Below are 22,032 nucleotides of genomic sequence, written 5' to 3' on the forward strand. Positions count from 1 at the left end.
CCCATTGCAAAGCCCAGCTCAATCGAGCTGGGCTTTATGCATTGTGCTGTTGAACGGCGACACGGAAGCCTCCCCAAAGGGAGGCTTTGTTGCGTCCGGCCGTCAGTAATAACTGACCACCAGTTGGCCGCGCGGCTTGTCTTTGGGCGTGAGGATATTGAAGCTGCGCAGCTTGTCGCTGCGATCCAGGTCGTAGCCTTTGGCGGCGACCTGGCTGCTGGCTAGGGCATCGGCGTTGGCGCGCACCGGCAGGTTCTCGCCGTTGGCCGCGAGGGCCTGGATATGGACCGGCGCCTTGCATTTGCCGACTTCCAGCCGGCTGGGGCCGTTGACGCGGCTGGGCGCGTCGAGCGCCAACGGGCATTGGGCTTCGACAATGCGGCCGCTGAAGGTGATGACCCCGCCGTCGGCGTGAGCAAAAGACGACAGCAACAGGAAAGCCATGGCGGCGAGAGGCGCTGGATGTGTCATGTGGATACCCCGTTTGATCTAGTGACGTTGCGCTCAGCGGTCTGTGGCCGCTGTGGTGGTGTGGCCTTCTAGGTATAGGCGGTATCCGGGCTGATTCCAGGAAAAAATTAATATATTAAAACTATATTTAATAGAAAATTACTATAAATGTTTTAAATCAATCCTTTATTGGATTGAATTTGTTTAAAGTCTGAGTCAGAAAAGCCGCTCTCCGGTTTTGGAGGAGCGGCTTTTTTCATGGGCGCGGCGGGGCGTGTTCAGCCGGTCTGCCCGGCGCGTTGCTCCAGCTCCCTTTGGCGTTCCGTCTTGATGATTTTGTAGATCCATTGCAGCGATACGCCGTAGCGACGCGCCAGTTCGGCGTGGTTGCCGCCGGTGAATTCGCCGTAGATCTGCTGGTCGCGCAGGGAGGACTGATAGGACAAGCCGATGGGAAAGTAGATGTTCTGTCCGCCCCAGTGTTTGGCCATGCGTTCGGCGATTTCCTGCCCCAGTTGCTCCGCTTGTTGTTGTTCGGTGTTGGCGAGCTGTTTCAGCGTCATGGCCACGTGCTGGGCCAGGTCGACGAGCAGTTCCGGTCCTTTGCTGCGAAAGCGTGCTTGCATGGCGTTGTCCTTTGGCGGCGGTATCGATGACGGCCATTATCGCCGTCTTCGCGCGCGCGGCCCGGATGACGGCTGTCAGCGCCGGCGCGGTCCGGCTTTCTGTAAAGAGGGTTAAAAGACCGCAACGGGGACGATGGCGCATCCTTGCCCTCGTTCGATGGCCAGGCGTCGTCGGCAACCGTCCTTGCGAGTGATCTCGCCTTTCTTCCCACGATGTCCAGGAGCCCGCCCGTGGCCAGCACTTCCCAAATCGTTGACGCGCTGTTGGCGCGTTTGCGCGGCGCTTTGCCGTCATTGAGCGTCGAGCATTGCGCCGCGCCGGCCGATTACCGGCTTGAACATCCGCAAGGCGCGCTCTTGTTGAGCTATCGAGGCAGCCAATTCGCCTTGCCGCGCGATGTGGCCGGCGTCTGTCAGCTGCGCACGCTGCAGTTGGAGCTGACGCTGCTGCTGCGGCGCGCCGGCGCGCAAGTCAACGATACGGAAGCGCTGGACGCGGCGCGGCGCGCCTGCCTGGGATTCTCCGCGCCGGATTGCCGACCCGCCTGTCTGTCGAGCGAAACCTTTTTGGGCTTCAGCGACGGCATCGCCCGTTACGCCATTTCGCTGGCCGCCGACACCTTGCAGGTGGCGGAGGCGGCCCCGGGGCATGAGCCTGTGTTAACCGCAGTCACTAAGGAGGAGCAAGCATGAAGTATTTGTATTCCGGGCCGATCAGCGGCGTCACTTTGGCCGACGGCCAGGAAATCATGTTGTTTCCCGGCGCCGAGGTGGAGATGCCGGAACAGCACGATTACACCCGCGTGCTGTTGGCCTTGCAGCATCTGAGCCCGTTGCCGCAAGCGGCGGCGGCATCGACGTCCCCTAGCGCTGAACAAGGAGCTTGAGCATGGCAGCCAATTATCTGCATGGCGTGGAAACCATTGAAGTGGAACGCGGCGCGCGCCCGGTGCGCACCGTCAAATCGGCGGTGATCGGCCTGATCGGCACCGCGCCGCTGGCGCCGGAAGCGGCCAATACCCCGGTGTTGTGCCTGTCGGAAAAAGACGGGGCGGCCTTTGGCCCGCAGCTGGCCGGCTTCACCATTCCGCAAGCGCTGAACGCGATCTACGATCACGGCGCCGGCACCGTGGTGGTGATCAATGTGCTGGACCCGGCGCTGCACAAGAGCTCGGTCGCCGGCGAGGCCGTGACGCTGGACGCGGCCACCGGCCAGGGCAAGACCGCCAAGGCGGCGCTCTTGAACGTGACGGTGAAGAGCGCCGACGGCGCCACCGCCTACGTGGCCGGCACCGACTACCTGCTGGACGCGGTCAACGGCAAGATCACCCGGCTGAAGGACGGCGCCATCGCCGCCGGCGCCGGCCTGAAAGTCAGCTATGACTACGCCGACCCGGCCAAGGTCACCGCCGCCGACATCATCGGCGCGATCAACGCCGCCGGCAACCGCACCGGCCTGAAGGCGCTGCAAGACACCTATAACCGTTTCGGCTTCTTCGCCAAGCTGTTGATCGCGCCGGGCTTCTGCACTCAGAACTCGGTGGCCAGCGCGATGGCGGCCATGGCCGACAAGCTGGACGCCATCGCCTATGTCGACGCGCCCATCGGCACCAGCTTCGCCCAGGCGCAAGCGGGCCGCGGCCCGGCCGGCGGCATCAACTTCAACACCTCCAGCGACCGCGTGCGCCTGTGCTATCCGCACGTCAAGGTGTTCGACCCGGCCACCAACGACACCCGTCTGGAGCCGCTGTCGGCCCGCGCCGCCGGCCTGCGCGCCAAGGTGGACAACGACAAGGGCTTCTGGTGGTCCAGTTCCAACCAGGAGCTGGCCGGCGTCATCGGCGTGGAGCGCCAGCTGACCGCGATGATTGACGATCCGCAGTCCGAGGTGAACCTGCTGAACGAGCAGGGCATCACCACGGTGTTCTCCAGCTTTGGTTCCGGTTTCCGCCTGTGGGGCAACCGCACCGCCGCCTGGCCCACCGTCAGCCATATGCGCAACTTCGAGAACGTGCGCCGCACCGGCGACGTGATCAATGAGTCGATCCGCTATTTCAGCCAGCAGTTCATCGACATGCCGCTGAACCAGGCCACCATCGACGCGCTGGTGGAATCGGTGAACGGCTACGGCCGCAAGCTGATCGGCGACGGCGCGCTGCTGGGCTTCAAGGCCTGGTTCGACGTGGCGCGCAATCCGGAGACCGAGCTGGCCGCCGGCCATCTGCTGATCAGCTACAAGTACACGGTGCCGCCGCCGCTGGAACGTCTGACCTTTGAGACCGAGATCACCTCGGAATACCTGTTGAGCCTGAAGGGAGGCAATTGATCATGGCAGGCAAGATTGAAATCAACCGCATCACCAACGCCAACATCTACATCAACGGCAACTCGCTGTTGGGCCGCGCCGAGGAGATCAAGCTGCCGGACGTGTCCGCCATCATGCAGGAGCACAAGGCGCTGGGCATGGTAGGCAAGATCGAGCTGCCGGCCGGCTTCGACAAGCTGGAAGGCGAGATCAAGTGGAACTCCTTGTACAAGGACGTGGCCAAGATCATCGCCAATCCGTTCCAGGCGGTGCAATTGCAGGCCCGCTCCAGCATCGAGACCTACGGCGCGCAGGGCCGCTTGCAGCAGGTCAGCCTGGTGACCTTCCTGACCGTGATGTTCAAGAAGAACCCGCTGGGCACCTACAAGCAGCATGAGAACGCCGATTTCAGCTCTTCCTTCTCCGCCACCTACATCAAGCAGGTCGTGGACGGCGAGGACGTGCTGGAGCTGGACTACCTGGCCAACATCTTCCGGGTGGGCGGCAACGACATGCTGGAACTGTACCGTCGCAATATCGGCGGTTGATGGAGGGCCGGCCGCTGGTCGGCTTGTTTCTCTCTTTCCGCGCGGACGAGGCTGGACCCGGCTTGGCCGGGTCCGCCGGAGCCGCGGGGAGGCGACCGGCGGCTTCAAGCCTTTCCCTAAAGGGCTTTAACAGACCCGACGGGCCGTAAACCGGACAATGAAGCTCATCAACCACGCAGCCCGCGACCAAGGAGCTCACATGAAGATCAAACTCAAATACCCGTTCACCAACGCCGCCGGCGAACGTCTGGACAGCCTGGACATCAGCCGTCTGAAGCGCGCGGATCTCAAAGCCGCCAGCCATCACAGCCAGGACGACGCGGACCAGGAGGATTTCCTGTTCGCGCGCATGACCGGCCTGACGCTGGAAGACATCGACCAGCTCGACATCGCCGACAGCCGCGCGCTGGCGGACTGCTTTCGCGACATGGTGGGCGTCTCCGACGACGCTTAAGGACTTCGACGAAGCGCTGCTGACCGTGCTGGGCCTGCCGCCGTCGGAAATCGACGCGCTGGCGATGGACGACTACTGGTTTTGGTGCGAGGTGGCGGAGCGAGAGATCCAGCGCCGTCACGAGCGCGAACAGCAGTGGCTGGATCGAGACTGATTTTTCCTGCGCCGCGCGTCCGCGCGGCCCGGGGCCGGCCCGTCCGTCAGGACGCCCGCCGGCCCCACCCTGAGCCGCCGGAGCTGGTTTGGCGGCCTTCCCCTCATACTCACAGGCTAACACCATGGTAAGCGAGTTTTTCATCGGTCTTAAGGTGGGAGCGACGCTGTCCGGGGTCTTCGACAACGCCTTCCGTTCCGCCCGCGCCTCCTTGGACGAACTGGGCAAGACCAGCTTGCGCCTGCGCGACCGCCAACGCGAGCTGAGCGACAGCGTGGAGCGTTCCCGCAAGGCCTTCGCCGCGCTGGATCTGCCGCAGCTGGAACGGGATCACCGCAAGCTGGAGTTGACGCTGGAACGTTTGCGCCGGCGTCACGATGCCTGGCTGGACAGCGTCAAGCGCGGCCAGGGCGTCAAGCTCGCCCTGCCCGGCGTGTCCCAGGTCAGCGAGATGGTGGCCAAGTGCCGCGTCGAGCTGCAGGCCTCGGTGAAGGTCAAGGCGGTGGTCGAAGTGGAACAGCGGGTGCTGGAAAGCCAGGAGCGGCAAAAAGACGCCACCTGCAATCCGCGCCCGCCGACCGTGCCCAAGCGCCCGACTCCGCGCGGCGACGGCGGCGACAAGTCCAAGGACGCGCCGCCCGATCTCGAATCCACCCTTCAGCGTCTGCGCACGCCCGGCATCCAGCGATGGATAGGCGTGGCCGACGCTGTTCAGCTGTCCTCGCGCTGGCTGTCCGACGCCGCCGGCAAAACCCACGAAGTCTTGTCCAAAGGCCTGGGCAATAAGGCCTTGCGCTATGTGCACGGCAAGCTCAATCCCTTGCTGGGTGGCAAGCTGCCTAGCGTGGACGCCATGTTGGGCGCGCTGGAAAGCACCCGCGACGCCGGCGACATCGTCGCCAAGGGCGCGGCCAGAGTGGGCCAGGCGCTGCGCCGCTACGCCGACACCCCGGGCAGCGTGCTGGCCAAGATCGCCGCTGCCAGTGAGACGCTGCTGAAAGAAGACGGCGCCAAGGCGGCCCAGCCGGGCAAGGCGGGAGGCGCGGCGGCCAAAGGCAAGGCCGGCGGCGGCAAGATCCGTTCCGCCATTCGTCTATTGCAAGGCCTGCCGGCGCCGGACGCCACGCCCCTGATCGAATTCAACGACAAGGTGGGCAGCATCAGCCGCGATGTGGCCAAGGCGGCCGGCACCGTGCACAAGACCTTGTCGCAAGGCATGGGCAACAAGGCGCTGCGCTATGTGCACGGCAAGCTCAACCCGCTGCTGGGCGGCAAGCTGCCCAGCGTGGAAAGCCTGCTCGGCTCGGTGAAAGCGCTGGAGGACGGCGCGACCAAGGCCGGCGAGATCAGCGACAAGGTGGGCAAATCGCTGCGCCGTTACCAGGACACCAAGGGCGGCTTGCTGAGCAAGCTCTGGGCCGCCGGCAGCGAATGGTTCAAGGAAGACAAACCGGGCGCCACTCAGAGCGAGACGGACAAACCCGGAAGCAGCCAGAGCCAGACGGACAAGCCCGGCGGCTGCATGGAGGCCAAGCCCGAGAACTGCTGCTGTTGCTGCCAGCCGGCCACGCGCGACATCGATAAGCCCGGCGACGGCATGGACCCGGATCGGGACGAACGTCGCAAGAAAGAGAAAAAGGACGGCCGGCGCGAGCGCGGCCGCAAAGAGCGGCGGCCCAGGCCCAAGCCGCGTCCCAAGCCCGGCCCGAAACGGAGGCCAAGCCCGCAGCCGAGACCGAGCCCCAGGCGGAGCCCGCGTCCGCGGCGCCTGCCCAAGGGCCGCGGCTTGCCAGGCGGCATCGGCGAAGCCTTCCGTCGCGGCGCGGCGCTGGCCAAGGCCGGAATCAAAGGCTTGGGCAATGCGCTGAAGCAGGTGCCCGGCATGCTGCGTAGCGGTGCGCAGAAAACCGGGGACTGGCTCAAGAGCCTGCCGGGCAAGGCCAAGGCCGGCGCGCAGAGCGTGGCCAGGGCGGCGGGTTCGGTGGCCAGCCGCGTCGGAGCGGGGCTGAAGCGCCTGCCCGGGCTGGCACGCGGCGGCATCGGCGGCGCGGCCAAGCTGGCCAAGGCGGCGGCCCAGCGCGCGGCACCCTTGTTGAAGGCCGGCGCCGGCGTGGCCAAGGCCGGGTTCGGCATCGGCAAGGAAGTGTTCAAGCGCACCGGCGGCCTGCTCAAGGCCGGCGTCGCCGGTTCGGTGATCACGGCGTTGGAGGCCGGCCAGGAGGCGTGGAACGTCAGCAAGTCCAATCGCAGCCAGACCGAGAAGAACAAGGAGTACTGGAAGATAGGCGGCAAGGCCGGCGGCTCCATCGGCGGCGCGGCGATGGGCGCGGCCATAGGCAGCATGATTCTGCCCGGCGTCGGCACCTTGGTGGGCGGCGTCATCGGCCACTTCGCCGGCAAGTACGCCGGGGAATGGGCCGGCGGCAAGGTGGGCCAGGCCATCCACGGCGCGCCCATGCCCGGCAAGGCCAAGCAGCCGCCCGCCGCGCCGCCTGCCGCCACCCAGCCGCCGTCGCGGCCGCCCAAGGTGGACTTCGGCGCGTCGGCGGGCAAGCGCGGCGGGGTCGGCGCGGAAGTGACGGCCAGCGTCTCGGTGTCCGCCCAGGCGGAAGTGCGCGCCCGGCAGCTGCAACGCCTGCAACAGGGTGGCGCGGCGGCCAAGGCGCCGGCCAAGAACGCCGGCGGCGGCATGAACGTCACCTTCGCGCCGCACATCACCGTCACCGCCAGCGCGGCGGCCACGGTCAAGCAGCAGGTGCAGCAGGCGGTGCAGTTGTCCTACGTCGAGTTCGAACGCCTGATGCGGCGCTACGAGGCGGACAGGCAACGGCGCAGTTACAGCGCCCGCGCTTGAGTCGCGGAGCCTGGCGCGCTCGCGCGCCGGGTTCTCTTTCCACCCATTCGGAGGGCAACCTATGTACGCGGTACTGGGCAATATCGAGTTTGATCTGATCAGTTATTTCGACGGCCTGGAACAGCGCAGCGGCAGCGACTTCGCCGAACACGGCCGCATCGGCGGCAAGCCGGTGCTGCAATTCGTCGGCGACAAGCTGGACGAAATCCGCATCGACCTGGTGCTGCACGCCGCCTACTGCCAGCCGGACGAGGAGCTGCAAAAGCTGCAGGCGGCGCGCCTGCAGCACCAGGCGCTGGCTTTGGTGTTGGGCAACGGCGACTACAAAGGCCGCTTCGTCATCGCCGAACTGCAAAGCACCGGCCGCCAGACCGACCGCAGCGGCAGCCTGTTGGCGGTGGAGGCCCAGCTCAGCCTGCGCGAGTACGGCGGCGACGCGCCGCCCAAGCCCAAGCCGGCGCTGGCCAAGGCCGCCGCCAGCCTGCCCGCGGGCAAGCTCAAGCTGCCGGCCGGGCTGGAGCGCTTCAAGGCCGACATCGCCGGCCTGGCCAAGACCGTGGCCCAGGTCAAAAGCGTGGTGGGCAAGGTCAAGACCGTGATCAACACCGCGCGCGAGCTGCGCCAGCTGGCCGGCCGAGACCCGGCCGCGGCGCTGGAAAAGCTGCCCGGCCTGCTCAAGGAGGTGCAGGCGCTGGCTCCCGGGCTGCAAGTCAGCGGCGAGCAGATGGCCAAGTTCGAGCAATACAGCAAGCTGGCCGGCGACGCGGTGCGCGTCGGCCAGAGCCTGCAGCAGGCCAAGCTCAATATGACGGCGATGGGCCGGCTGCTGGCCGGCACCCAGGCCGGCCAGGTGCTGGACAAGCTGGCCGCCTGCGAAGAAATCAACGGCCGCTCCGAGGTGGCCTTGCGCGAACTGGCCGAGCCGCTGGCCGGCCTGGCCGCCAAGGCCGCGGTGCGGCGCATCCTGAGGTGAAGCCATGTTCCTGAATCATGTGACTCAAGAAAACGAACGCTGGGACCAGATTGCCTGGCGTTATTACGGCGACGTCGGCCAGATGGCGCAGCTGATCGCCAACAACGCCCACATTCCCATAGGCGAAACCCTGCCCGCCGGCCTGATCCTGGCCGTTCCGGTGCTGGAGGCCGCGGACAGCGAGGCGCTGGAGCAGCTGCCGCCGTGGAGGCGCTCATGAGCGACAGCCGCGCGCAAGAGGTGCCGACGCCGGCCTTCGAACTCAGCTACAACGGCAAATCCATTACCGCCGACATCGCTCGTCACGCGCTCAGCGTCAGCTATACCGATCACCTGAGCGGCGAATCCGACGAGCTGGACGTGGAATTGGAAGACGTGGACGGCCGCTGGCTGGACGGCTGGTATCCGGACAAGGGCGCCACGCTGGCGCTCAAACTGGGCTATCGCGGCGCGGCGCTGGTGGCGGCGGGCAGCTTCGACATCGACGAAGTGGAATACCGCTCGCCGCCGTCCACCGTGCGCATCCGCGCGTTGGCCACCGGCGTGCAGCACCCGCTGCGCACCAAGAACGGCCGCGCCTATGAGCAGATCACGCTGCAAGCGCTGGCCCAGCGCATCGCTAAGCGCCACCGGATGAAGCTGCAGGGCAAGATCGAGACGGTGAACATAGACCGGCTGACCCAGTACCACGAAACCGATCTGCAATTCCTGCAACGGGTGGCGGACCAGCACGGCTATGTCTGCAAGGTGATGGACAACAACCGCAAGCTGGTGTTTTGGAAGCGCAGCGACCTGATGCGGAGCGCCAGCGTGCGCCGCTACACCCCGGCTCAGCTGATGGCCTGGCAGGCCCAGGACCAGCTCAGCAAGGTGCCGGCCCAGGTGGACGTCAGCTATCACGATCCGGCCAAGCGCGCGCTGCGCACCGCCAGCGTGCGCGCCGACGCCAAGGCGCCGGGCGGCAAGGCCAGCAGCGCGGACACCGTCAAGCTCACCCGCAAGGCTGCCGGCAAGCGCCAGGCCGAACAGATGGCGGCGGCGGAGCTGGAGCGCCGCCAACTGGACCGCACCCGCATGTCCATCACCGTGGACGGCTCGCCGCAGCTGGCCGCCGGCAGCAATATCGATCTGGACGGCTTCGGCAAATTGTCCGGCCGCTACCAGATCCAGCGCGCCAGCCACCGCATCAGCCGCCAGGACGGCTATGTGTGCGAGCTGGAATTGAAACGGGTGAGCGCCGGCGCCGCCCAAAACCCGCAAAAAGAGAGGAGCAAGCCATGATGGACGTACCCCTGCCGGAAGCGCTGGCCACCCTCAAGTTCGGCAGCGTCTCCGCCGTGGACGCCAATACCCAGCGCGTCCGCGTGCGGCTGCCGGAGTTGGGGCGTCTGCGCACCGCCTGGCTGCCGGTGCTCAGCCGCAAGAGCGGCCGCGACAAGGACTACTGGCTGCCGGACATCGGCGAGCAGGTGGCGGTGCTGCTGGACGCGCGCGGCGAGGACGGCGTGGTGTTGGGCGCCATTTTCTCCGCCGCCGACGCGGTGCCGGTGGCCAGCGTCGATAAATGGCATCGCCGCTTCGCCGACGGCGCGACGCTGGAATACGACCGCGCCGCGCATCAGCTCACCGTCAGCGGCGGGGTGCAAAAAGTGGTGGTGGAAGCCGGGGCGGAAATCGTCCTTAAGGCGGGCGCCAAGGTCAGCATAGACGCGCCGGCCACCGAGATCAGCGGCACCTTGCTGGTCAAGGGTCTGCTCACCTATCAGGGCGGCCTGAACGGTTCCGGCGGCAGCGGCGCCAGCTTCTCCGGCAACATCAGCCAGAGCGGCGGCAGCTTCAACAACGCCGGCGGCGACGTGGTGGCCAGCGGCAAGAGCCTGGCCGGCCATGTGCATCCGGCGCCGGGCGGCATGACGGGCGGGCCGGTGTAGGCGCGGCGCTTAGCTGGGCCGCGGCGTCAACAAGCCAGCCCCGACGGATCTCTCCGTCGGGGCTGGCTTGCGTGTTGAATCAATCCCTTAGAGCAAGCGGTTCAACTCGCTGGCCGCATTCAGCTGCATCGCATGCAGCGGTTCCAGCATGAAGGCGAGGTGCTGGTCTTGCGTTCCGCCGTCGGCGCTCTGCCACAGCAGTTGCAAGGCCGCGCCCAGGCTGCTGTTGGCGGCGTCCAGTTCCAGCAGGTGGCGGCTGGCGATCTGGCGTATGGATTGGCGGCAGCGGCTCAACTCGTCTATCACCGCGTCCAGCACGCCCAATTCCGTATGTTGCTGACGCAGCGCCTGCAATTGGGCGATGGCCTGCCCCAGCTGACGCGTGGCTTGGCCTTCGGCGGCGGAGGGGAGGGAGGAGAGGGCCATGATGAGGTTTCCAATTGATGTCGGCGCAGCCTGTCCGGGACCGATCGGAAGCGGGCAAGTCCATGGCGGGGCGGCTGCCGGCCTGCGCGGGCCGCGTTCCCGGCGTCGGGAAAGCCGGCGCGTCGTGGATTGTCGTCCAGCGCCGAGCTTGGGGTCAAGGCCGGGAAGAGGACTGTCGCGCCCGCGTCGTTTTAGTCCGCATTTCACATTTTCCTTTGCGACTGATCCGCCGCCGGCTATAACCACACTTACAAGTCATGATAAAAGCATGTGTTTTTATGTGTGTTAATACTAAGTGACTATACGTAGTGCGCTGCATCAGGGAGGGCGGGTCAGCCGCCCGTGAAGCGGCGCCGTCCGTAGCGCGCCGGGCAGGAAGCGGCGGCCAAGGGGGCGGATGGCACCGGGGGTTCCAATACAAGGAGCACGATCGATGTCATTGCAACAGTCTGCCACCGCCAGCGCGCGCTGGGGGTGGCTGCTTCTGGCCTGCGTCGCCGCCGGCGCCCAGGCCGCCGACATGCCGGAGGCCTCCGCGGCCGCCGCGCTCAAGGCCTTGAAAAGCACGCCGGCTGGGCGTCACAGCTATTACACCGGCGGCGTGCACAACACCGTAGGCTGTCTGTTGCCGGGCAGTTGCGTCTATCCGCGCAAGCCCGGCGAACCCAGCGATCCGCTGTTCCCCGAGTGGTGGGTCAGCGATTGGACCATGTATCGCATCTTCAATCAGGCGGCGATCCAGCAATACCCACCGCCGTACGCCTCGCCGCCGGCCGGCATGAGCGAGGGTCAGGACTACGAAAAGTCCTACGGCGCCAGCTACTACGACGCCAGCTATGTGCCGGCGGACGGCGACGGCCGCGGCGCGATGATGGAACACTATGAAAAACGCTGCCTGCCCATCTTCCCCGGCAGCAACCAGTACAGCTGCTCCTTCGTGTCCTTGGGCAACAAGGCTTATTTCCTGCGCTACGCGGACCGGCCCAAGGGCACGCCGCAGTGCTGCCAGTTCTCCTTGGACAATCACCCGCCGCGCCGCGACTTCATCAAGCATCTGCCGTACAACGCCGAGCAGAGCACGCACCTGAACGGCAGCGTCCAGGCGTACTCGCGGATAGTGCAGCCGGGCAGCATCCTGTTCGGCTACGCCTTCTATAAGCAAGCGACCCGTGACGGCGGCAAGGGCGCGCCTTACCGGCACCCGCAGTCCTTCTTCTTCTCTGGCGATCCCGGCTCTCCGCCGGACGCGCCCATGGTCAGCCAGAACTACAGCAACTTCCGCGCGCAGAAGCCGGACCCGAAACGGACCTGGCTCAAAGTGGCCGAGATGTGCCCGGCCAAACCGGAATGGTGCTGCCTGTTCGCCACCGATTGCCCGGACAAGGGCAAGACCGACGCGCCGGCGGCCGACAAGGCCAACGCTCAACCCGACCCGAGTTGGGCCACTTTGCAGCCGTAAAGGAACCGCCATGAGTTATCTCGACTCTCCCCGCATTCACTTTTCCGGCTACTTCCAGTCGGACGTGTCCACCGTCAACAACAATGTCTGTTATTACGATTCCGACGCCTTCAAGGAGGAATACCAGCAGTTGTCCACGACCGGCGGCGACGGCGGTTGGAACCCGCAGGGCACCGCCATCTTCCGCTTCGTCAGCTGCAGCGTCACCGGCGCCAGCCTCAACGGCAAGCCGGTCACCAGCAGCGCGCAGGACCCCATCATCGGCATGGCGATGGAAAACGCCGATTGCCGCGCGCCGGGCAAAATGGCGGACCTGGACCCGCAGCAGCAAATGGTGTCCCAGATCTGGGCGCTGCAAGTGCGGCTGACCGACAATGTCGAGCGCGCGTTGTTCATCGGCGACATGTTGCCGGTGGGCTTCATGAATCTGTGGCAGCGCCAGCAGCAGGGCATCCGCTCGGACCAACTGCTGGCCGCCAACTACCAGTCCATCCTGGAAAACGTCCAATGGCACGGGCACAGCCACTCGCCGGTGTTGGAGGCGCTGCGCAAGGCCAGCCAGCACGGCCTGCTGGCCATCGAGTTCAATCTGTTCGGCTACGGCCGCGATCCGTCCATTCCCCGCTATACCCAGGGCCATATCGTCGGCACCATCGGTCCTTACCACGACCGCGAACCCCGGCACTTCGTCATGGGCCGGCAAATGACCGCGCAGCTGGACCCCAACCCCAATGAATATCCGATGGTGCCCTCCGGCGGCGTCTACAGCTTCCAGTGCCAGAACCACCCGGAGCGCCAGACGCTGACCGCGGACTTCGGCAACGCCCTGCCCATCGTCGACGCCAGCGGCGCCTTCGTCGACATGGGCACCTTGACGCTTGGGGTGTTGAAACAGCCGGCGCATGCGCCGATCAGCGGCAATCTGCCCAAGGACCAGGTCATCGTGCTGGGCCAGGTGGCCTACGACCCGCCGCAGCCGGGCGCGGCGGCCAGCGACGAGCCGTCCGAGTGGTATCGCCAGACCGCGGCGATCCAGGACTTCGATTACTCGGCCATCCCCGGCGCCAGGCAGGCGCTGGAGGCTTGCCCGGTGCTGCTGCTGGCGCCGTCCGGCGGTGTGTTCCAGGTGCTGGTGCAGGAGTCCATCGATGGTCTCTATGTGCGCTCCGACGAACACGTGCTGCGGCTGAACGCCGGCCAGCAGCTGCCGGTCAGCTTCTTCGCCAGCCGCTACGGCAAGCCGCTGTCCGCGCAAGTGAACGTGGAACTGCTGCCCAACGGCGCCACCCTGATGGGCGGCGGCCAACCGTTGCCGCCGTCGCCGCCGCACAATAAACCGGTGCTGCCGCCCAGGATCAGCGTGCCGGCGGACGCGGTGCGCTATCCGGCCTGTTTCCACACCAACGACAACGGCCACGGCCGCGCGGAGATAGGCGCGATCCCGGCCGGACCGGGCAATCCGCGCGGCTATATCGACGGCCAGTTGTACGGCATTGGCTACCAGCTGCAGCATCAGCCGCAGGGCTATGTCAGCAATTACTGGAACTTTGTCAGCGTACTGGCCTTCAACCGCGTGCCGGTGCCGGAACACCCCACCTGGTACGACGATATCCGGCCCATCTTCGTCCAGTACGGCAACCTCTATCCCATCATGAGCAAATACGTGGTGGACCTGGGCGATTACGACTCCGTGGTGCGCCATGTGGACATCCTCAAACTGGCGTTCGCCCTGCCGATGAGCGACCCCAATCACATGCCGGTGACGCGCGACCTGTCCGAAGACAAACGCGCCATCATCCTCAAGTGGCTGAACCAGACCGACGCTCAGGGCAAACCGCTCAAGGGCGCGCCGCCGGCCAAGGCTGCCGTCCTGCCCGCGCCGCAAGCGGTGGACACCGACGCGGTGGCGGTGAGCCTCGACGCCTTGCAAGTTGCCGGCAAGACCGCGGTGGTGATGCAACGCCAGGCGCAGCGCAAAGCCGCGCCGTCCAAGGATTGAGGGAGAACAGGCCATGATTCGCTTGCAACGCAGCATCATCCACGGCATCCGCGCCGCCAAGACCGCGGCCGAACTGCACTACTACCTGCAAAACGCGGTGGAACTGGAGCACGCCACCATCCCGCCCTATCTGACCGCGATGTTTTCGCTGAAGCCGGGCTACAACGAGGAAATCCGCCAGCTGATCCACAGCATCGTGATGCAGGAAATGCTGCACATGTGCATCGCGGGCAATATTCTGATCTCCATCGGCGGCCACCCGCAGATCAACAAGCCGCCGTTCATCCCCAAGTATCCGGGGCCCTTGCCGATGTCCATCGGCGGCGATGACTTCATCGTGGGCATCGAGCCCTTTTCCAAGGAGCTGGTGTTCAACACCTTCATGGTGATCGAGGAGCCGGAAGACCCGGTGCCGGTGGAAACGCCCAAGCTCGCCGCCGAGGACGAGCCGGACTACGCCACCATCGGCGAGTTCTACGACGCGATCAAAAAGAAGATCAAAGAACTGGGCGACGGCATCTTCATTCCGGCCACCGTGCCCAAGCAGGTGCTGGGCTGGTTCTCGCCGGAGCGGCTGTTCCCCATCAAGGACATCGCCAGCGCCCTGCACGCCATCAACATCATCATCGTTGAAGGCGAGGGCACCAGCACCAATCCGAACCAATCGCCGGGCAACCCGGCGCACTACTACAAGTTCGGCGAAATCTACTACGGCCGCCGCATCGTCAGCACCCCGGACGGCGGCTACGCCTACGCCGGCGCGGAAGTGCCCTACGACCCGGCCGGGGTCTACCCCATGGTGTCCAATCCGCAGGATTACGACTACCAGGACAACACCCAGGCCAAGGTGAGGGTGGAAGCCTACGCCTACAGCTACAGCAGCCTGCTCAACGCCCTGCACCAGGCTTTCAACGGCGAACCCAAGCGCATCGACACCGCCATCGGCCTGATGTACGACCTCAAGGTGCAGGCGGTCAGCCTGATGGAGACCCCGGTGGCGCCGGGCAGCGCGCAGACGGCCGGGCCCAGCTATCGCTACGTCAACACGCAAGGAGGCATGGACACCAGCGATTAAACGCGTCGGCGGAGGAGTAGCGCCCAAGCGGTCCGGTTAGCGCCGGACCGCGTTTGCCGTCTCTTCCGCCTCGTCGGCGCGCCGCGCGAGGATGTCGCGGCGCGCGGCGGATCATGAACCGGTTTTCTAGGAGCACAGCCATGCCACTGTCAGCCAGCAAGCCAGGCCTCAGCGACGCCGCGGGCGGCCGCAGCGCCGGGGCCATGACCATGCAGCGTTTCAGCGTGCCGTTCGAATACCCGGTGTATTTCGGGCGCGGCCTGCTGAGCGACCCCGGCAACCCGCTGTTGCGGCAAGCCATCTGCCGGCGGGAGCCGGAACGGCGGCACCGCTTCGTGGCGCTCATCGACCAAGAAGTGGCCGCCGCCCACCCGCAGCTGCCGGCCGCTTTCGAACGCTACGCCCGGCGTCACCGCGCCGCGCTGGAACTGGCCGCGCCGCCGCGTCTGGCCCAGGGGGGCGAGGCGTGCAAGAACGAGCCGGAGCAGCTGCTCGCGCTGCAAAGCTGGCTGCAGCAATGCCATGTGGACCGTCACAGCTGCCTGGTCATCGTCGGCGGCGGCGCGCTGCTGGACATGGCCGGTTTCGCCGCGGCCACCACGCACCGCGGCGTGCGCGTGGTGCGCATGCCCACCACCGTGCTGGCGCAGAACGACTCCGGCGTCGGCGTCAAAACCGCGGTCAACGCCTTCGGCGCCAAGAACTTCCTCGGCGCCTTCGCCCCGCCGTTCGCCGTGCTCAACGATTACGACTTCATCGCCAGCCTGCCGCACCGCGACCGCATCGCCGGCATCGCCGAGGCGGTGAAAGTGGCGGCGATACGCGACCGCGCCTTCTTCGACTGGCTGGACGCCAACGCCGAAGCGCTGGCCGCCGGCGACGACGAGGCGATGCAATGGATGATACGGCGCTGCGCCGAACTGCACCTGAACCACATCGGCCAGGGCGGCGACCCCTTCGAGTTCGGCAGCGCCCGGCCGCTGGATTTCGGCCACTGGGCCGCGCACAAGCTGGAAGCGCTGAGCGGCTACGCGCTGCGCCACGGCGAGGCGGTGGCGATAGGCCTGGCGCTGGACTGCCGCTACGCGGTGCTGACCGGCCTGTTGCGCGAAGCCGCCCAGCTCAGCCTGCACCGGCTGCTGCTGCGGCTGGGCTTTGCGCTGTGGCACCCGGCGCTGGACTGGCGCGACGGCGAGCGCCGCCAGGTGCTGGCCGGGCTGGATGAGTTCCGCGAACACCTTGGCGGCGATCTGACCATCACCCTGCTGCAGCGTCTGGGGCAGGGGGTGGAAGTGCACGCCATCGACGCGGATCGGATGAACGCGGCCATAGACTGGCTGCGCGACAGGAGCGATGACCATGTTGCTGCTTGACCCCCAACAACGGCCGGACAGCGTGTCGGCCCCCCATTTGCCCGCGGTCCACATGAGCTACTGCAGCAATATCCATCCCGGCGAAAGCTGGCAGGAATTGCGCGCTCAACTGGGCTTCCACCTGCCGCGCATCAAGGCGCGGGTGGCGCCGGACCGGCCGTTCGGCCTTGGCCTGCGGCTGTCCGCGCTGGCGGCGCGGCAACTGGAAGAGCCGCCGGCGCAGGCGGAATTCCGCGACTTTCTGGCCGAGCACCAATGCTATGTGTTCACCCTCAACGGCTTCCCCTTCGGCGCCTTCCACCGGCAAGCGGTGAAGGACGGCGTCTACCTGCCGGACTGGCGCGACCCGCAGCGGCTGATCTACAGCAACCGGCTGGCCCAGCTGCTGGCGGATCTGCTGCCGGCGGAACTGGAATACGGCAGCGTCAGCACCGTGCCCGGCGGCTACCGCCAGCACCTGAGCGGCGACGGCAGCGGCGCGCTGTGGATCGCCACCCATCTGCTGGAACACGCCGCCTTCCTGCACCGGCTGCGGCAGGACAGCGGCCGCCGCATCGTGCTGGCGCTGGAACCGGAACCGGACTGCCTGCTGGCCACCAGCGAAGACGCGGTCGCCTTCTTCGAACTGCACCTCCTGAGCCGGGCCGCGCTCAACCAGGTGGCCAAATGGTGCGGCGTCAAACGCGAGGAAGCCGAAGCCATCGTGCGCCGCCACCTGGGCGTATGCCTGGACGCCTGCCACGCCGCGGTGGAGTACGAACAGCCGGAAGACGCGGTGGCGCGGCTGGACCAGGCCGGCATCGCCATCGCCAAGCTGCAGCTCAGCGCCGGCCTGCGCGTGACCCGGCCGGACCGGATGGCGGCCGAGGCGCTGCGCGCCTTCGCCGAAGACACCTATCTGCACCAAGTGGTGGCGCGGCGCGGCAGCGAGCTGTGGCGTTATCCGGACCTGCCGGCGGCGCTGGCGGCGCTGCCGCGGCAGCCGGCCGACGAATGGCGCATCCACTTCCACGTGCCCATCTGCCACGCCGCGCTGGGGCCGTTCGCCAGCACCCAGGATTTCCTGTCGCGGCTGCTGGCGCTGCAACGCCAGCGCCCGCTGAGCGGACATCTGGAAGTGGAAACCTATAGCTGGGGCGTGTTGCCGCCGGCCCACCGCCAGGGCGACCTGGGCGAGGCGATCTGCCGGGAACTGCAATGGGCGGAGGGCCAGCTGCGATGAGCGGACAGCCCGCGCTGCCCATACCCAAGACCAGCGCCCGGCGGCGGCTGTCGCGGCGGCACGCGCGCCAGACCCGCCGGCGCGTGGCCGGGGTCTGGTCGCTGGCGCTGCGGCTGGGCCGGGTGTCCAACCTGCCTACGGTGTGGAGCAACGTCCTCGTCGGCGCCGCGCTGTCCGGCCACGTCGCGGCCGGCGGCCCGCTCGCCTTGCTGCTGTTGTCGCTGTCGCTGATCTATGTGGCCGGCATGTATCTGAACGACGTCTGCGACCGCCATATCGACGCGCGCGAACGGCCGGAACGGCCGATACCCGCCGGGCTGGCGTCGGCCCGGCTGGTGCTGCTGGCCGGCTCGGCGCAGTTGGCCGTCGGCGTCGCCCTGCTGGCGGCGCTGGGCCTGTCCGCCTTGCTGGCCGGCCTATGCCTGGCCGCCACCGTGGTGCTTTACGACCTCTGGCACAAGGGCAACCCCTTGAGCCCGCTGCTGATGGGCCTGTGCCGGATGCAGGTCTATCTGGTCAGCGGCCTGGCGCTCGGCGCCGGCGCGCTGTCTGGCCCGCTGCTGCTGGCGGCGCTGGCGCTGCTGGCTTACCTGATCGCGCTGACTTACGTGGCCAAGCAGGAAGGCCGCGCCGGCCTGGGCCGCTTGGCGCCGCTGCTGGGCCTGGCCGCGCCGCCGCTCTACCTGCTCAGCCAACCGTTCCAGCCCTGGGCGTTGCCCTTCCTGCTGCTCAGCCTGGGCTGGAGCGCGCATTGCCTGCGGCTGGCCCGGCCCGGACCCGGCCGCGACATGCCGCGCGCCGTCGGCGGCCTGATTGCCGGCATCGCCCTGGCGGACGCCTTGTTCATCGCCGCCGCGGGCCTGCCGCAGTGGGCGGCGCTGGCGGTCCTGGCCGCCTGGCTGACCCGGAGCTGGCAACGCCGGGTACCGGGCACTTGAACGGAGAATCTGCGCGATGGAAACGCAAACCATGCTGGCGGACCAACTGCACGCCAGCCTGCTGGACGCGGCGGACCGCCACAACGCCGCCCAGGCGCTGGTGTGGCTGGAGTCCTGTCGCCGTCTGACCGCCGCCGTGCCGGAGCCCGCCGCCGCGCGCCGGCTGTTCAGCGTGGCCAACCGGCAACTGGCGGCGTTGACCCTGTTGCCCAAGGGCGCGATCAAGGCCTTGCAGGCCCAGCATGTGCTGGCCGCCGAAGCCTGGTCGCCGGGCGACGCCGGCCGCGCGCTGCTGCTGCTGCGCGCCCTGGCCGCCGGCGCCGGCGCGGCGCTGGCCTTCGATCTGTATCGCGGCGGCGACAGCCTGGAACAGCAGGCGGTGGTCAAGGCGCTGATCCTGCTGCCCAGGCCGGAAGACTGGCTGGCGCTGGCCACCGACGCCAGCCGCAGCCACGTGGCCGGCGTGTTCCAGGCGCTGGCCTGCGACAACGCCTACCCGGCGCAACAGTTTCCCGATCTCAATTTCAACCAGCTGGTGCTCAAGGCGCTGTTCACCGGCGCGCCGGCGCGGCACATCGCCGGCCTGGAGCGGCGCTGGAGCCCGGAGCTGGAACAGATGGTGGCCGCTTACGCCAGCGAGCGCCGCGCCGCCGGCCGCAGCGTGTCCGACGACGTCGTTTTCCTACTGCAAGGACTGCATCATGAAAATGTTTGATCCGCACATCCACATGACCTCCCGCACCACCGACGATTACCAGGCGATGAGCCGGGCCGGCATCAGCGTGGTGGTGGAGCCGGCGTTCTGGATGGGCCAGCCGCGGCGGCACGTCGGCAGCTTCGACGATTATTTCCTGTCGCTGCTGGGCTGGGAGCGCTTCCGCGCCGCGCAATTCGGCATCCGCCACTTCTGCACCCTGGGCCTCAACCCCAAGGAAACCAACAACCCGGACGTGGCCGACGGCGTGATGGCGCTGCTGGAGCGTTATCTGGACAAGGACGGCGTGGTGGCGGTGGGGGAAATCGGCTTCGACGACGAAACCGAGGCCGAGGAGCGCTACTTCGCCCGCCAGCTGGAACTGGCGATACAGTTCGACCTGCCGGCGCTGGTCCACACCCCGCACCGCGACAAAAAGGCCGGCACCCTGCGCAGCCTGGCCCTGGTGCGCGACAGCGGCATCGCGCCGGAACGGGTGCTGATAGACCACAACACCGAAGAAACCCTGCCGCTGGTGCTGGACTCCGGCTGCTGGGCCGGCCACTCCATCTATCCCAACACCAAGATGGACGAACCGAGGATGGTAGCGCTGGTGCGCCAGTACGGCAGCGAACGCATCATCATCAACAGCGCGGCCGACTGGGGCGTCAGCGACCCGCTGAAAGTGCCCAAGACCGTGGAGGCGATGCGCGCCGCCGGCATCGCCGAGCGCGACATCGAAACCATAGTCTGGCGCAATCCGCTGGACTTCTTCGCCCAGAGCGGCCGTCTGGACATCGAAGAAGCCAACAGCCCGCTGGCGGTGGACCAGCGCCGGCTGTACCAGGGCAACTCCGTGCTGCGCGGCCAAAATCCGCAGGTGGACATCGTGGACTGACATCATGCAACGCACCCTCGTTCTCAACGTGGTGGGCCTGACGCCGCAGCTGCTGCGGCACGCGCCGCACCTGAGCCGGCTGGCGGAGCGCGGCGCGCAGCGCCCGATCACCGCGGTGACGCCGGCGCTGACCTGCCCGGCGCAGGCCACCTATCTGACCGGTCAGCTGCCGCAGGCGCACGGTTGCGTCGCCAACGGCTGGTATTCGCGCGAACTGGCGGAGCCTTTGTTCTGGAAGCAGAACAACGCCTTGATCCAGGGCGAGAAACTCTGGCACGAGGCCCGGCGCCTGCACGCCGGCTTCAGCTGCGCGCAGTTGTTCTGGTGGTACAACATGTACGCCGACGTGGACTGGAGCGTGACCCCGCGGCCCATCTACAAGGCAGACGGCCGCAAGCTCCCGGACTTTTACTGCAACCCGCCGGAACTGCACGCGGAACTGCGCCAGAAGCTGGGCGATTTCCCGTTATTCCACTTTTGGGGGCCGGCGGCGGACATCCGCTCCAGCCGCTGGATCGCGGACTGCGCGCTGCACCTCTACCGCTCGCGCCAGCCCACGCTGACCCTGGTTTACTTGCCGCATCTGGATTACTGCCTGCAAAGGCTGGGGCCGGACCATACGGAGGTGGCGGCGGAGGTGGCGGCGGTGGATCAGTTGTGCGGCGAACTGATCGAGCAGGCGGAGCGTGACGGCAGCCGCGTCATCGCGCTGTCCGAGTACGGGGTCACGCCGGTCAGCAACGATATCGCGATCAACCGCATCCTGCGCATGGCCGGCTGGCTCAAGGTGCGGGAGGAGCAGGGCGAGGACAAGCTGGATTGCGGCGCGTCGGCGGCCTTTGCGCTGGCGGACCATCAGATCGCTCATGTCTATGTGCGTCAGCCGGAGCTGGTGCCGGAGGTGAAGGCCTTGTTGCTGGAGCTGGACGGGGTGGAGATGGTGTTGGATCAGGCCGGCAAGCGTTTGCTGGGGCTGGATCATCCGCGCTCCGGCGAGCTGGTGGCGGTGAGCCGGCCGGATCGCTGGTTCAGTTATTACTATTGGCTGGACGATGCGCACGCGCCGGACTTCGCCCGTACGGTGGATATTCACCGCAAGCCGGGTTACGACCCGGTGGAGTTGTTCCTGGACCCGACCTTGAACTGGCCGAAGTTGAGCATTGGCTGGACTTTGCTCAAGCGCAAGCTGGGCATGCGCAGTTTGTTGGAGGTGATTCCGCTGGACCCGTCCTTGGTGCGGGGTTCGCATGGGCGTCCCACCTTGAACCCGGAGCACGGGCCGTTGATGATCAGTTCCTTGCCGGACAGTTTGCCGCCGGGGTCGGTGCCGGCGACGGCGGTGCGGGACATCATCATGGATCATATGTTTGGGGAGGTGGAGACGCGGCTGGCGTATGGGGCGCATGGGGTGATGGAGTAGGGTGGAAGCCCCGCGTGGGCTTTTTATGGGGTTTGCGCCTTTGGGGGCTCTGTGTTTGGAAGGGATTGTTTTGTTGAATCCGCTGCGCGGATGATGATTTAGGTGCCGCTTTCCGCGCGGCGAACGGGGAGGGGGCGGGCCGCCGCCCCCTTCCATCCCCCCTCGTCCCCCAGGACGCGAAACCCCGAAGAAAAAGGGGCCTGCAAGGCGCGGCTGAACTCGCGATTTGCTAG

23 protein-coding genes are annotated in these 22,032 nt (G+C 66.9%); 20 read left to right on the forward strand and 3 right to left on the reverse strand.

Features of this window, described 5'->3' with window-relative positions:
• Positions 1 to 102: 102 nt before the first annotated feature.
• Together NK214_RS22425 and NK214_RS22430 are read right to left on the reverse strand one after the other, a co-directional pair.
• Positions 103 to 471, reverse strand: a complete 369-nt coding sequence (locus tag NK214_RS22425) for a hypothetical protein (RefSeq protein ID WP_253315574.1) — start codon at positions 469 to 471, stop codon at positions 103 to 105.
• 257 nt (positions 472 to 728) lie between these two features.
• On the reverse strand, positions 729 to 1,076 hold the full coding sequence (locus NK214_RS22430) for a Mor transcription activator family protein (protein WP_107801535.1): 348 nt from the start codon (positions 1,074 to 1,076) through the stop codon (positions 729 to 731).
• Between the two features lie 231 nt (positions 1,077 to 1,307).
• Here NK214_RS22430 and NK214_RS22435 point away from each other — a divergent pair, with 231 nt between their 5' ends.
• The 11 genes from NK214_RS22435 (at position 1,308) to NK214_RS22480 (ending at position 10,295) form a co-directional block, all read left to right on the forward strand.
• Positions 1,308 to 1,769, forward strand: coding sequence for a Gp37 family protein (locus NK214_RS22435; RefSeq protein ID WP_253315575.1), 462 nt, complete (start codon positions 1,308 to 1,310; stop codon positions 1,767 to 1,769).
• The gene (locus NK214_RS22440; protein WP_107801533.1) at positions 1,766 to 1,963 is read left to right on the forward strand and encodes a hypothetical protein; all 198 of its coding nucleotides are present in this window, start codon (positions 1,766 to 1,768) and stop codon (positions 1,961 to 1,963) included. Before NK214_RS22435 ends, NK214_RS22440 begins: the two co-directional genes overlap by 4 nt.
• A gap of 2 nt (positions 1,964 to 1,965) precedes the next feature.
• Positions 1,966 to 3,402 carry a phage tail sheath subtilisin-like domain-containing protein gene (locus NK214_RS22445; protein WP_253315576.1) on the forward strand — a complete coding sequence of 479 codons (1,437 nt, stop codon included), beginning with the start codon at positions 1,966 to 1,968 and terminating at the stop codon, positions 3,400 to 3,402.
• 2 nt (positions 3,403 to 3,404) lie between these two features.
• Positions 3,405 to 3,929 (forward strand): phage major tail tube protein, encoded by a 525-nt coding sequence (locus NK214_RS22450; RefSeq protein ID WP_043592621.1) that lies wholly within the window; start codon positions 3,405 to 3,407, stop codon positions 3,927 to 3,929.
• 199 nt (positions 3,930 to 4,128) lie between these two features.
• Positions 4,129 to 4,383, forward strand: a complete 255-nt coding sequence (locus tag NK214_RS22455) for a phage tail assembly protein (RefSeq protein ID WP_107801531.1) — start codon at positions 4,129 to 4,131, stop codon at positions 4,381 to 4,383.
• Positions 4,384 to 4,408: 25 nt separating this feature from the next.
• Positions 4,409 to 4,537, forward strand: coding sequence for a GpE family phage tail protein (locus tag NK214_RS25040; protein ID WP_191186169.1), 129 nt, complete (start codon positions 4,409 to 4,411; stop codon positions 4,535 to 4,537).
• 124 nt (positions 4,538 to 4,661) lie between these two features.
• On the forward strand, positions 4,662 to 7,391 hold the full coding sequence (locus NK214_RS22460; protein ID WP_253315577.1) for a hypothetical protein: 2,730 nt from the start codon (positions 4,662 to 4,664) through the stop codon (positions 7,389 to 7,391).
• A gap of 61 nt (positions 7,392 to 7,452) precedes the next feature.
• Positions 7,453 to 8,364 (forward strand): phage tail protein, encoded by a 912-nt coding sequence (locus NK214_RS22465; protein ID WP_227106019.1) that lies wholly within the window; start codon positions 7,453 to 7,455, stop codon positions 8,362 to 8,364.
• Positions 8,365 to 8,368: 4 nt separating this feature from the next.
• Positions 8,369 to 8,584: a tail protein X gene (locus NK214_RS22470; protein ID WP_107801528.1), complete on the forward strand. Its 216-nt coding sequence runs from the start codon at positions 8,369 to 8,371 to the stop codon at positions 8,582 to 8,584.
• Entirely contained in the window at positions 8,581 to 9,645 is a 1,065-nt protein-coding gene (locus NK214_RS22475) for a phage late control D family protein (protein WP_253315578.1), read from the forward strand. Before NK214_RS22470 ends, NK214_RS22475 begins: the two co-directional genes overlap by 4 nt.
• Positions 9,642 to 10,295, forward strand: a complete 654-nt coding sequence (locus tag NK214_RS22480; RefSeq protein ID WP_227106023.1) for a phage baseplate assembly protein V — start codon at positions 9,642 to 9,644, stop codon at positions 10,293 to 10,295. The genes NK214_RS22475 and NK214_RS22480 overlap by 4 nt, the downstream gene beginning before the upstream one ends.
• Positions 10,296 to 10,382: 87 nt before the next feature.
• Here NK214_RS22480 and NK214_RS22485 read toward each other — a convergent pair whose 3' ends face one another.
• On the reverse strand, positions 10,383 to 10,721 hold the full coding sequence (locus NK214_RS22485) for a hypothetical protein (RefSeq protein WP_107801526.1): 339 nt from the start codon (positions 10,719 to 10,721) through the stop codon (positions 10,383 to 10,385).
• A gap of 433 nt (positions 10,722 to 11,154) precedes the next feature.
• Between NK214_RS22485 and NK214_RS22490 the strand changes: the two genes are divergently transcribed.
• The 9 genes from NK214_RS22490 (at position 11,155) to NK214_RS22530 (ending at position 21,799) form a co-directional block, all read left to right on the forward strand.
• Positions 11,155 to 12,180, forward strand: coding sequence for a hypothetical protein (locus NK214_RS22490; protein WP_253315579.1), 1,026 nt, complete (start codon positions 11,155 to 11,157; stop codon positions 12,178 to 12,180).
• Positions 12,181 to 12,190: 10 nt separating this feature from the next.
• Positions 12,191 to 14,179, forward strand: coding sequence for a hypothetical protein (locus NK214_RS22495; RefSeq protein WP_253315580.1), 1,989 nt, complete (start codon positions 12,191 to 12,193; stop codon positions 14,177 to 14,179).
• A gap of 13 nt (positions 14,180 to 14,192) precedes the next feature.
• Positions 14,193 to 15,254, forward strand: a complete 1,062-nt coding sequence (locus NK214_RS22500; RefSeq protein ID WP_227106029.1) for a ferritin-like protein — start codon at positions 14,193 to 14,195, stop codon at positions 15,252 to 15,254.
• A 140-nt stretch (positions 15,255 to 15,394) separates the two neighbouring features.
• Positions 15,395 to 16,627 (forward strand): 3-dehydroquinate synthase, encoded by a 1,233-nt coding sequence (locus NK214_RS22505; RefSeq protein ID WP_253315581.1) that lies wholly within the window; start codon positions 15,395 to 15,397, stop codon positions 16,625 to 16,627.
• Positions 16,614 to 17,849: a metabolite traffic protein EboE gene (eboE, locus tag NK214_RS22510; RefSeq protein ID WP_158274405.1), complete on the forward strand. Its 1,236-nt coding sequence runs from the start codon at positions 16,614 to 16,616 to the stop codon at positions 17,847 to 17,849. Before NK214_RS22505 ends, eboE begins: the two co-directional genes overlap by 14 nt.
• Positions 17,846 to 18,787 (forward strand): UbiA family prenyltransferase, encoded by a 942-nt coding sequence (locus NK214_RS22515; protein WP_199225976.1) that lies wholly within the window; start codon positions 17,846 to 17,848, stop codon positions 18,785 to 18,787. The genes eboE and NK214_RS22515 overlap by 4 nt, the downstream gene beginning before the upstream one ends.
• A gap of 16 nt (positions 18,788 to 18,803) precedes the next feature.
• Positions 18,804 to 19,502 (forward strand): EboA domain-containing protein, encoded by a 699-nt coding sequence (locus NK214_RS22520; RefSeq protein ID WP_107801522.1) that lies wholly within the window; start codon positions 18,804 to 18,806, stop codon positions 19,500 to 19,502.
• Positions 19,489 to 20,379, forward strand: coding sequence for a TatD family hydrolase (locus tag NK214_RS22525; RefSeq protein WP_199225975.1), 891 nt, complete (start codon positions 19,489 to 19,491; stop codon positions 20,377 to 20,379). The genes NK214_RS22520 and NK214_RS22525 overlap by 14 nt, the downstream gene beginning before the upstream one ends.
• A gap of 4 nt (positions 20,380 to 20,383) precedes the next feature.
• Positions 20,384 to 21,799, forward strand: coding sequence for an alkaline phosphatase family protein (locus tag NK214_RS22530; protein WP_107801520.1), 1,416 nt, complete (start codon positions 20,384 to 20,386; stop codon positions 21,797 to 21,799).
• Positions 21,800 to 22,032 lie beyond the last annotated feature (233 nt).

The organism is Chromobacterium sp. S0633 (assembly GCF_024158805.1).
GTDB lineage: Bacteria > Pseudomonadota > Gammaproteobacteria > Burkholderiales > Chromobacteriaceae > Chromobacterium.

Coding starts and splice junctions, on each gene's coding strand:
- NK214_RS22485 (WP_107801526.1), bottom strand. CDS start 10,721: ATGGCCCTCTCCTCCCTCCCCTCCGCCGCCGAAGGCCAAGCCACGCGT.
- NK214_RS22470 (WP_107801528.1), top strand. CDS start 8,369: ATGTTCCTGAATCATGTGACTCAAGAAAACGAACGCTGGGACCAGATT.
- NK214_RS22505 (WP_253315581.1), top strand. CDS start 15,395: ATGCCACTGTCAGCCAGCAAGCCAGGCCTCAGCGACGCCGCGGGCGGC.
- NK214_RS22515 (WP_199225976.1), top strand. CDS start 17,846: ATGAGCGGACAGCCCGCGCTGCCCATACCCAAGACCAGCGCCCGGCGG.
- NK214_RS22475 (WP_253315578.1), top strand. CDS start 8,581: ATGAGCGACAGCCGCGCGCAAGAGGTGCCGACGCCGGCCTTCGAACTC.
- NK214_RS22525 (WP_199225975.1), top strand. CDS start 19,489: ATGAAAATGTTTGATCCGCACATCCACATGACCTCCCGCACCACCGAC.
- NK214_RS22490 (WP_253315579.1), top strand. CDS start 11,155: ATGTCATTGCAACAGTCTGCCACCGCCAGCGCGCGCTGGGGGTGGCTG.
- NK214_RS22455 (WP_107801531.1), top strand. CDS start 4,129: ATGAAGATCAAACTCAAATACCCGTTCACCAACGCCGCCGGCGAACGT.
- NK214_RS22530 (WP_107801520.1), top strand. CDS start 20,384: ATGCAACGCACCCTCGTTCTCAACGTGGTGGGCCTGACGCCGCAGCTG.
- NK214_RS22450 (WP_043592621.1), top strand. CDS start 3,405: ATGGCAGGCAAGATTGAAATCAACCGCATCACCAACGCCAACATCTAC.
- NK214_RS22520 (WP_107801522.1), top strand. CDS start 18,804: ATGGAAACGCAAACCATGCTGGCGGACCAACTGCACGCCAGCCTGCTG.
- NK214_RS22500 (WP_227106029.1), top strand. CDS start 14,193: ATGATTCGCTTGCAACGCAGCATCATCCACGGCATCCGCGCCGCCAAG.
- NK214_RS22495 (WP_253315580.1), top strand. CDS start 12,191: ATGAGTTATCTCGACTCTCCCCGCATTCACTTTTCCGGCTACTTCCAG.
- NK214_RS22430 (WP_107801535.1), bottom strand. CDS start 1,076: ATGCAAGCACGCTTTCGCAGCAAAGGACCGGAACTGCTCGTCGACCTG.
- NK214_RS22445 (WP_253315576.1), top strand. CDS start 1,966: ATGGCAGCCAATTATCTGCATGGCGTGGAAACCATTGAAGTGGAACGC.
- eboE (WP_158274405.1), top strand. CDS start 16,614: ATGTTGCTGCTTGACCCCCAACAACGGCCGGACAGCGTGTCGGCCCCC.
- NK214_RS22425 (WP_253315574.1), bottom strand. CDS start 471: ATGACACATCCAGCGCCTCTCGCCGCCATGGCTTTCCTGTTGCTGTCG.
- NK214_RS22440 (WP_107801533.1), top strand. CDS start 1,766: ATGAAGTATTTGTATTCCGGGCCGATCAGCGGCGTCACTTTGGCCGAC.
- NK214_RS22465 (WP_227106019.1), top strand. CDS start 7,453: ATGTACGCGGTACTGGGCAATATCGAGTTTGATCTGATCAGTTATTTC.
- NK214_RS22480 (WP_227106023.1), top strand. CDS start 9,642: ATGATGGACGTACCCCTGCCGGAAGCGCTGGCCACCCTCAAGTTCGGC.
- NK214_RS22460 (WP_253315577.1), top strand. CDS start 4,662: ATGGTAAGCGAGTTTTTCATCGGTCTTAAGGTGGGAGCGACGCTGTCC.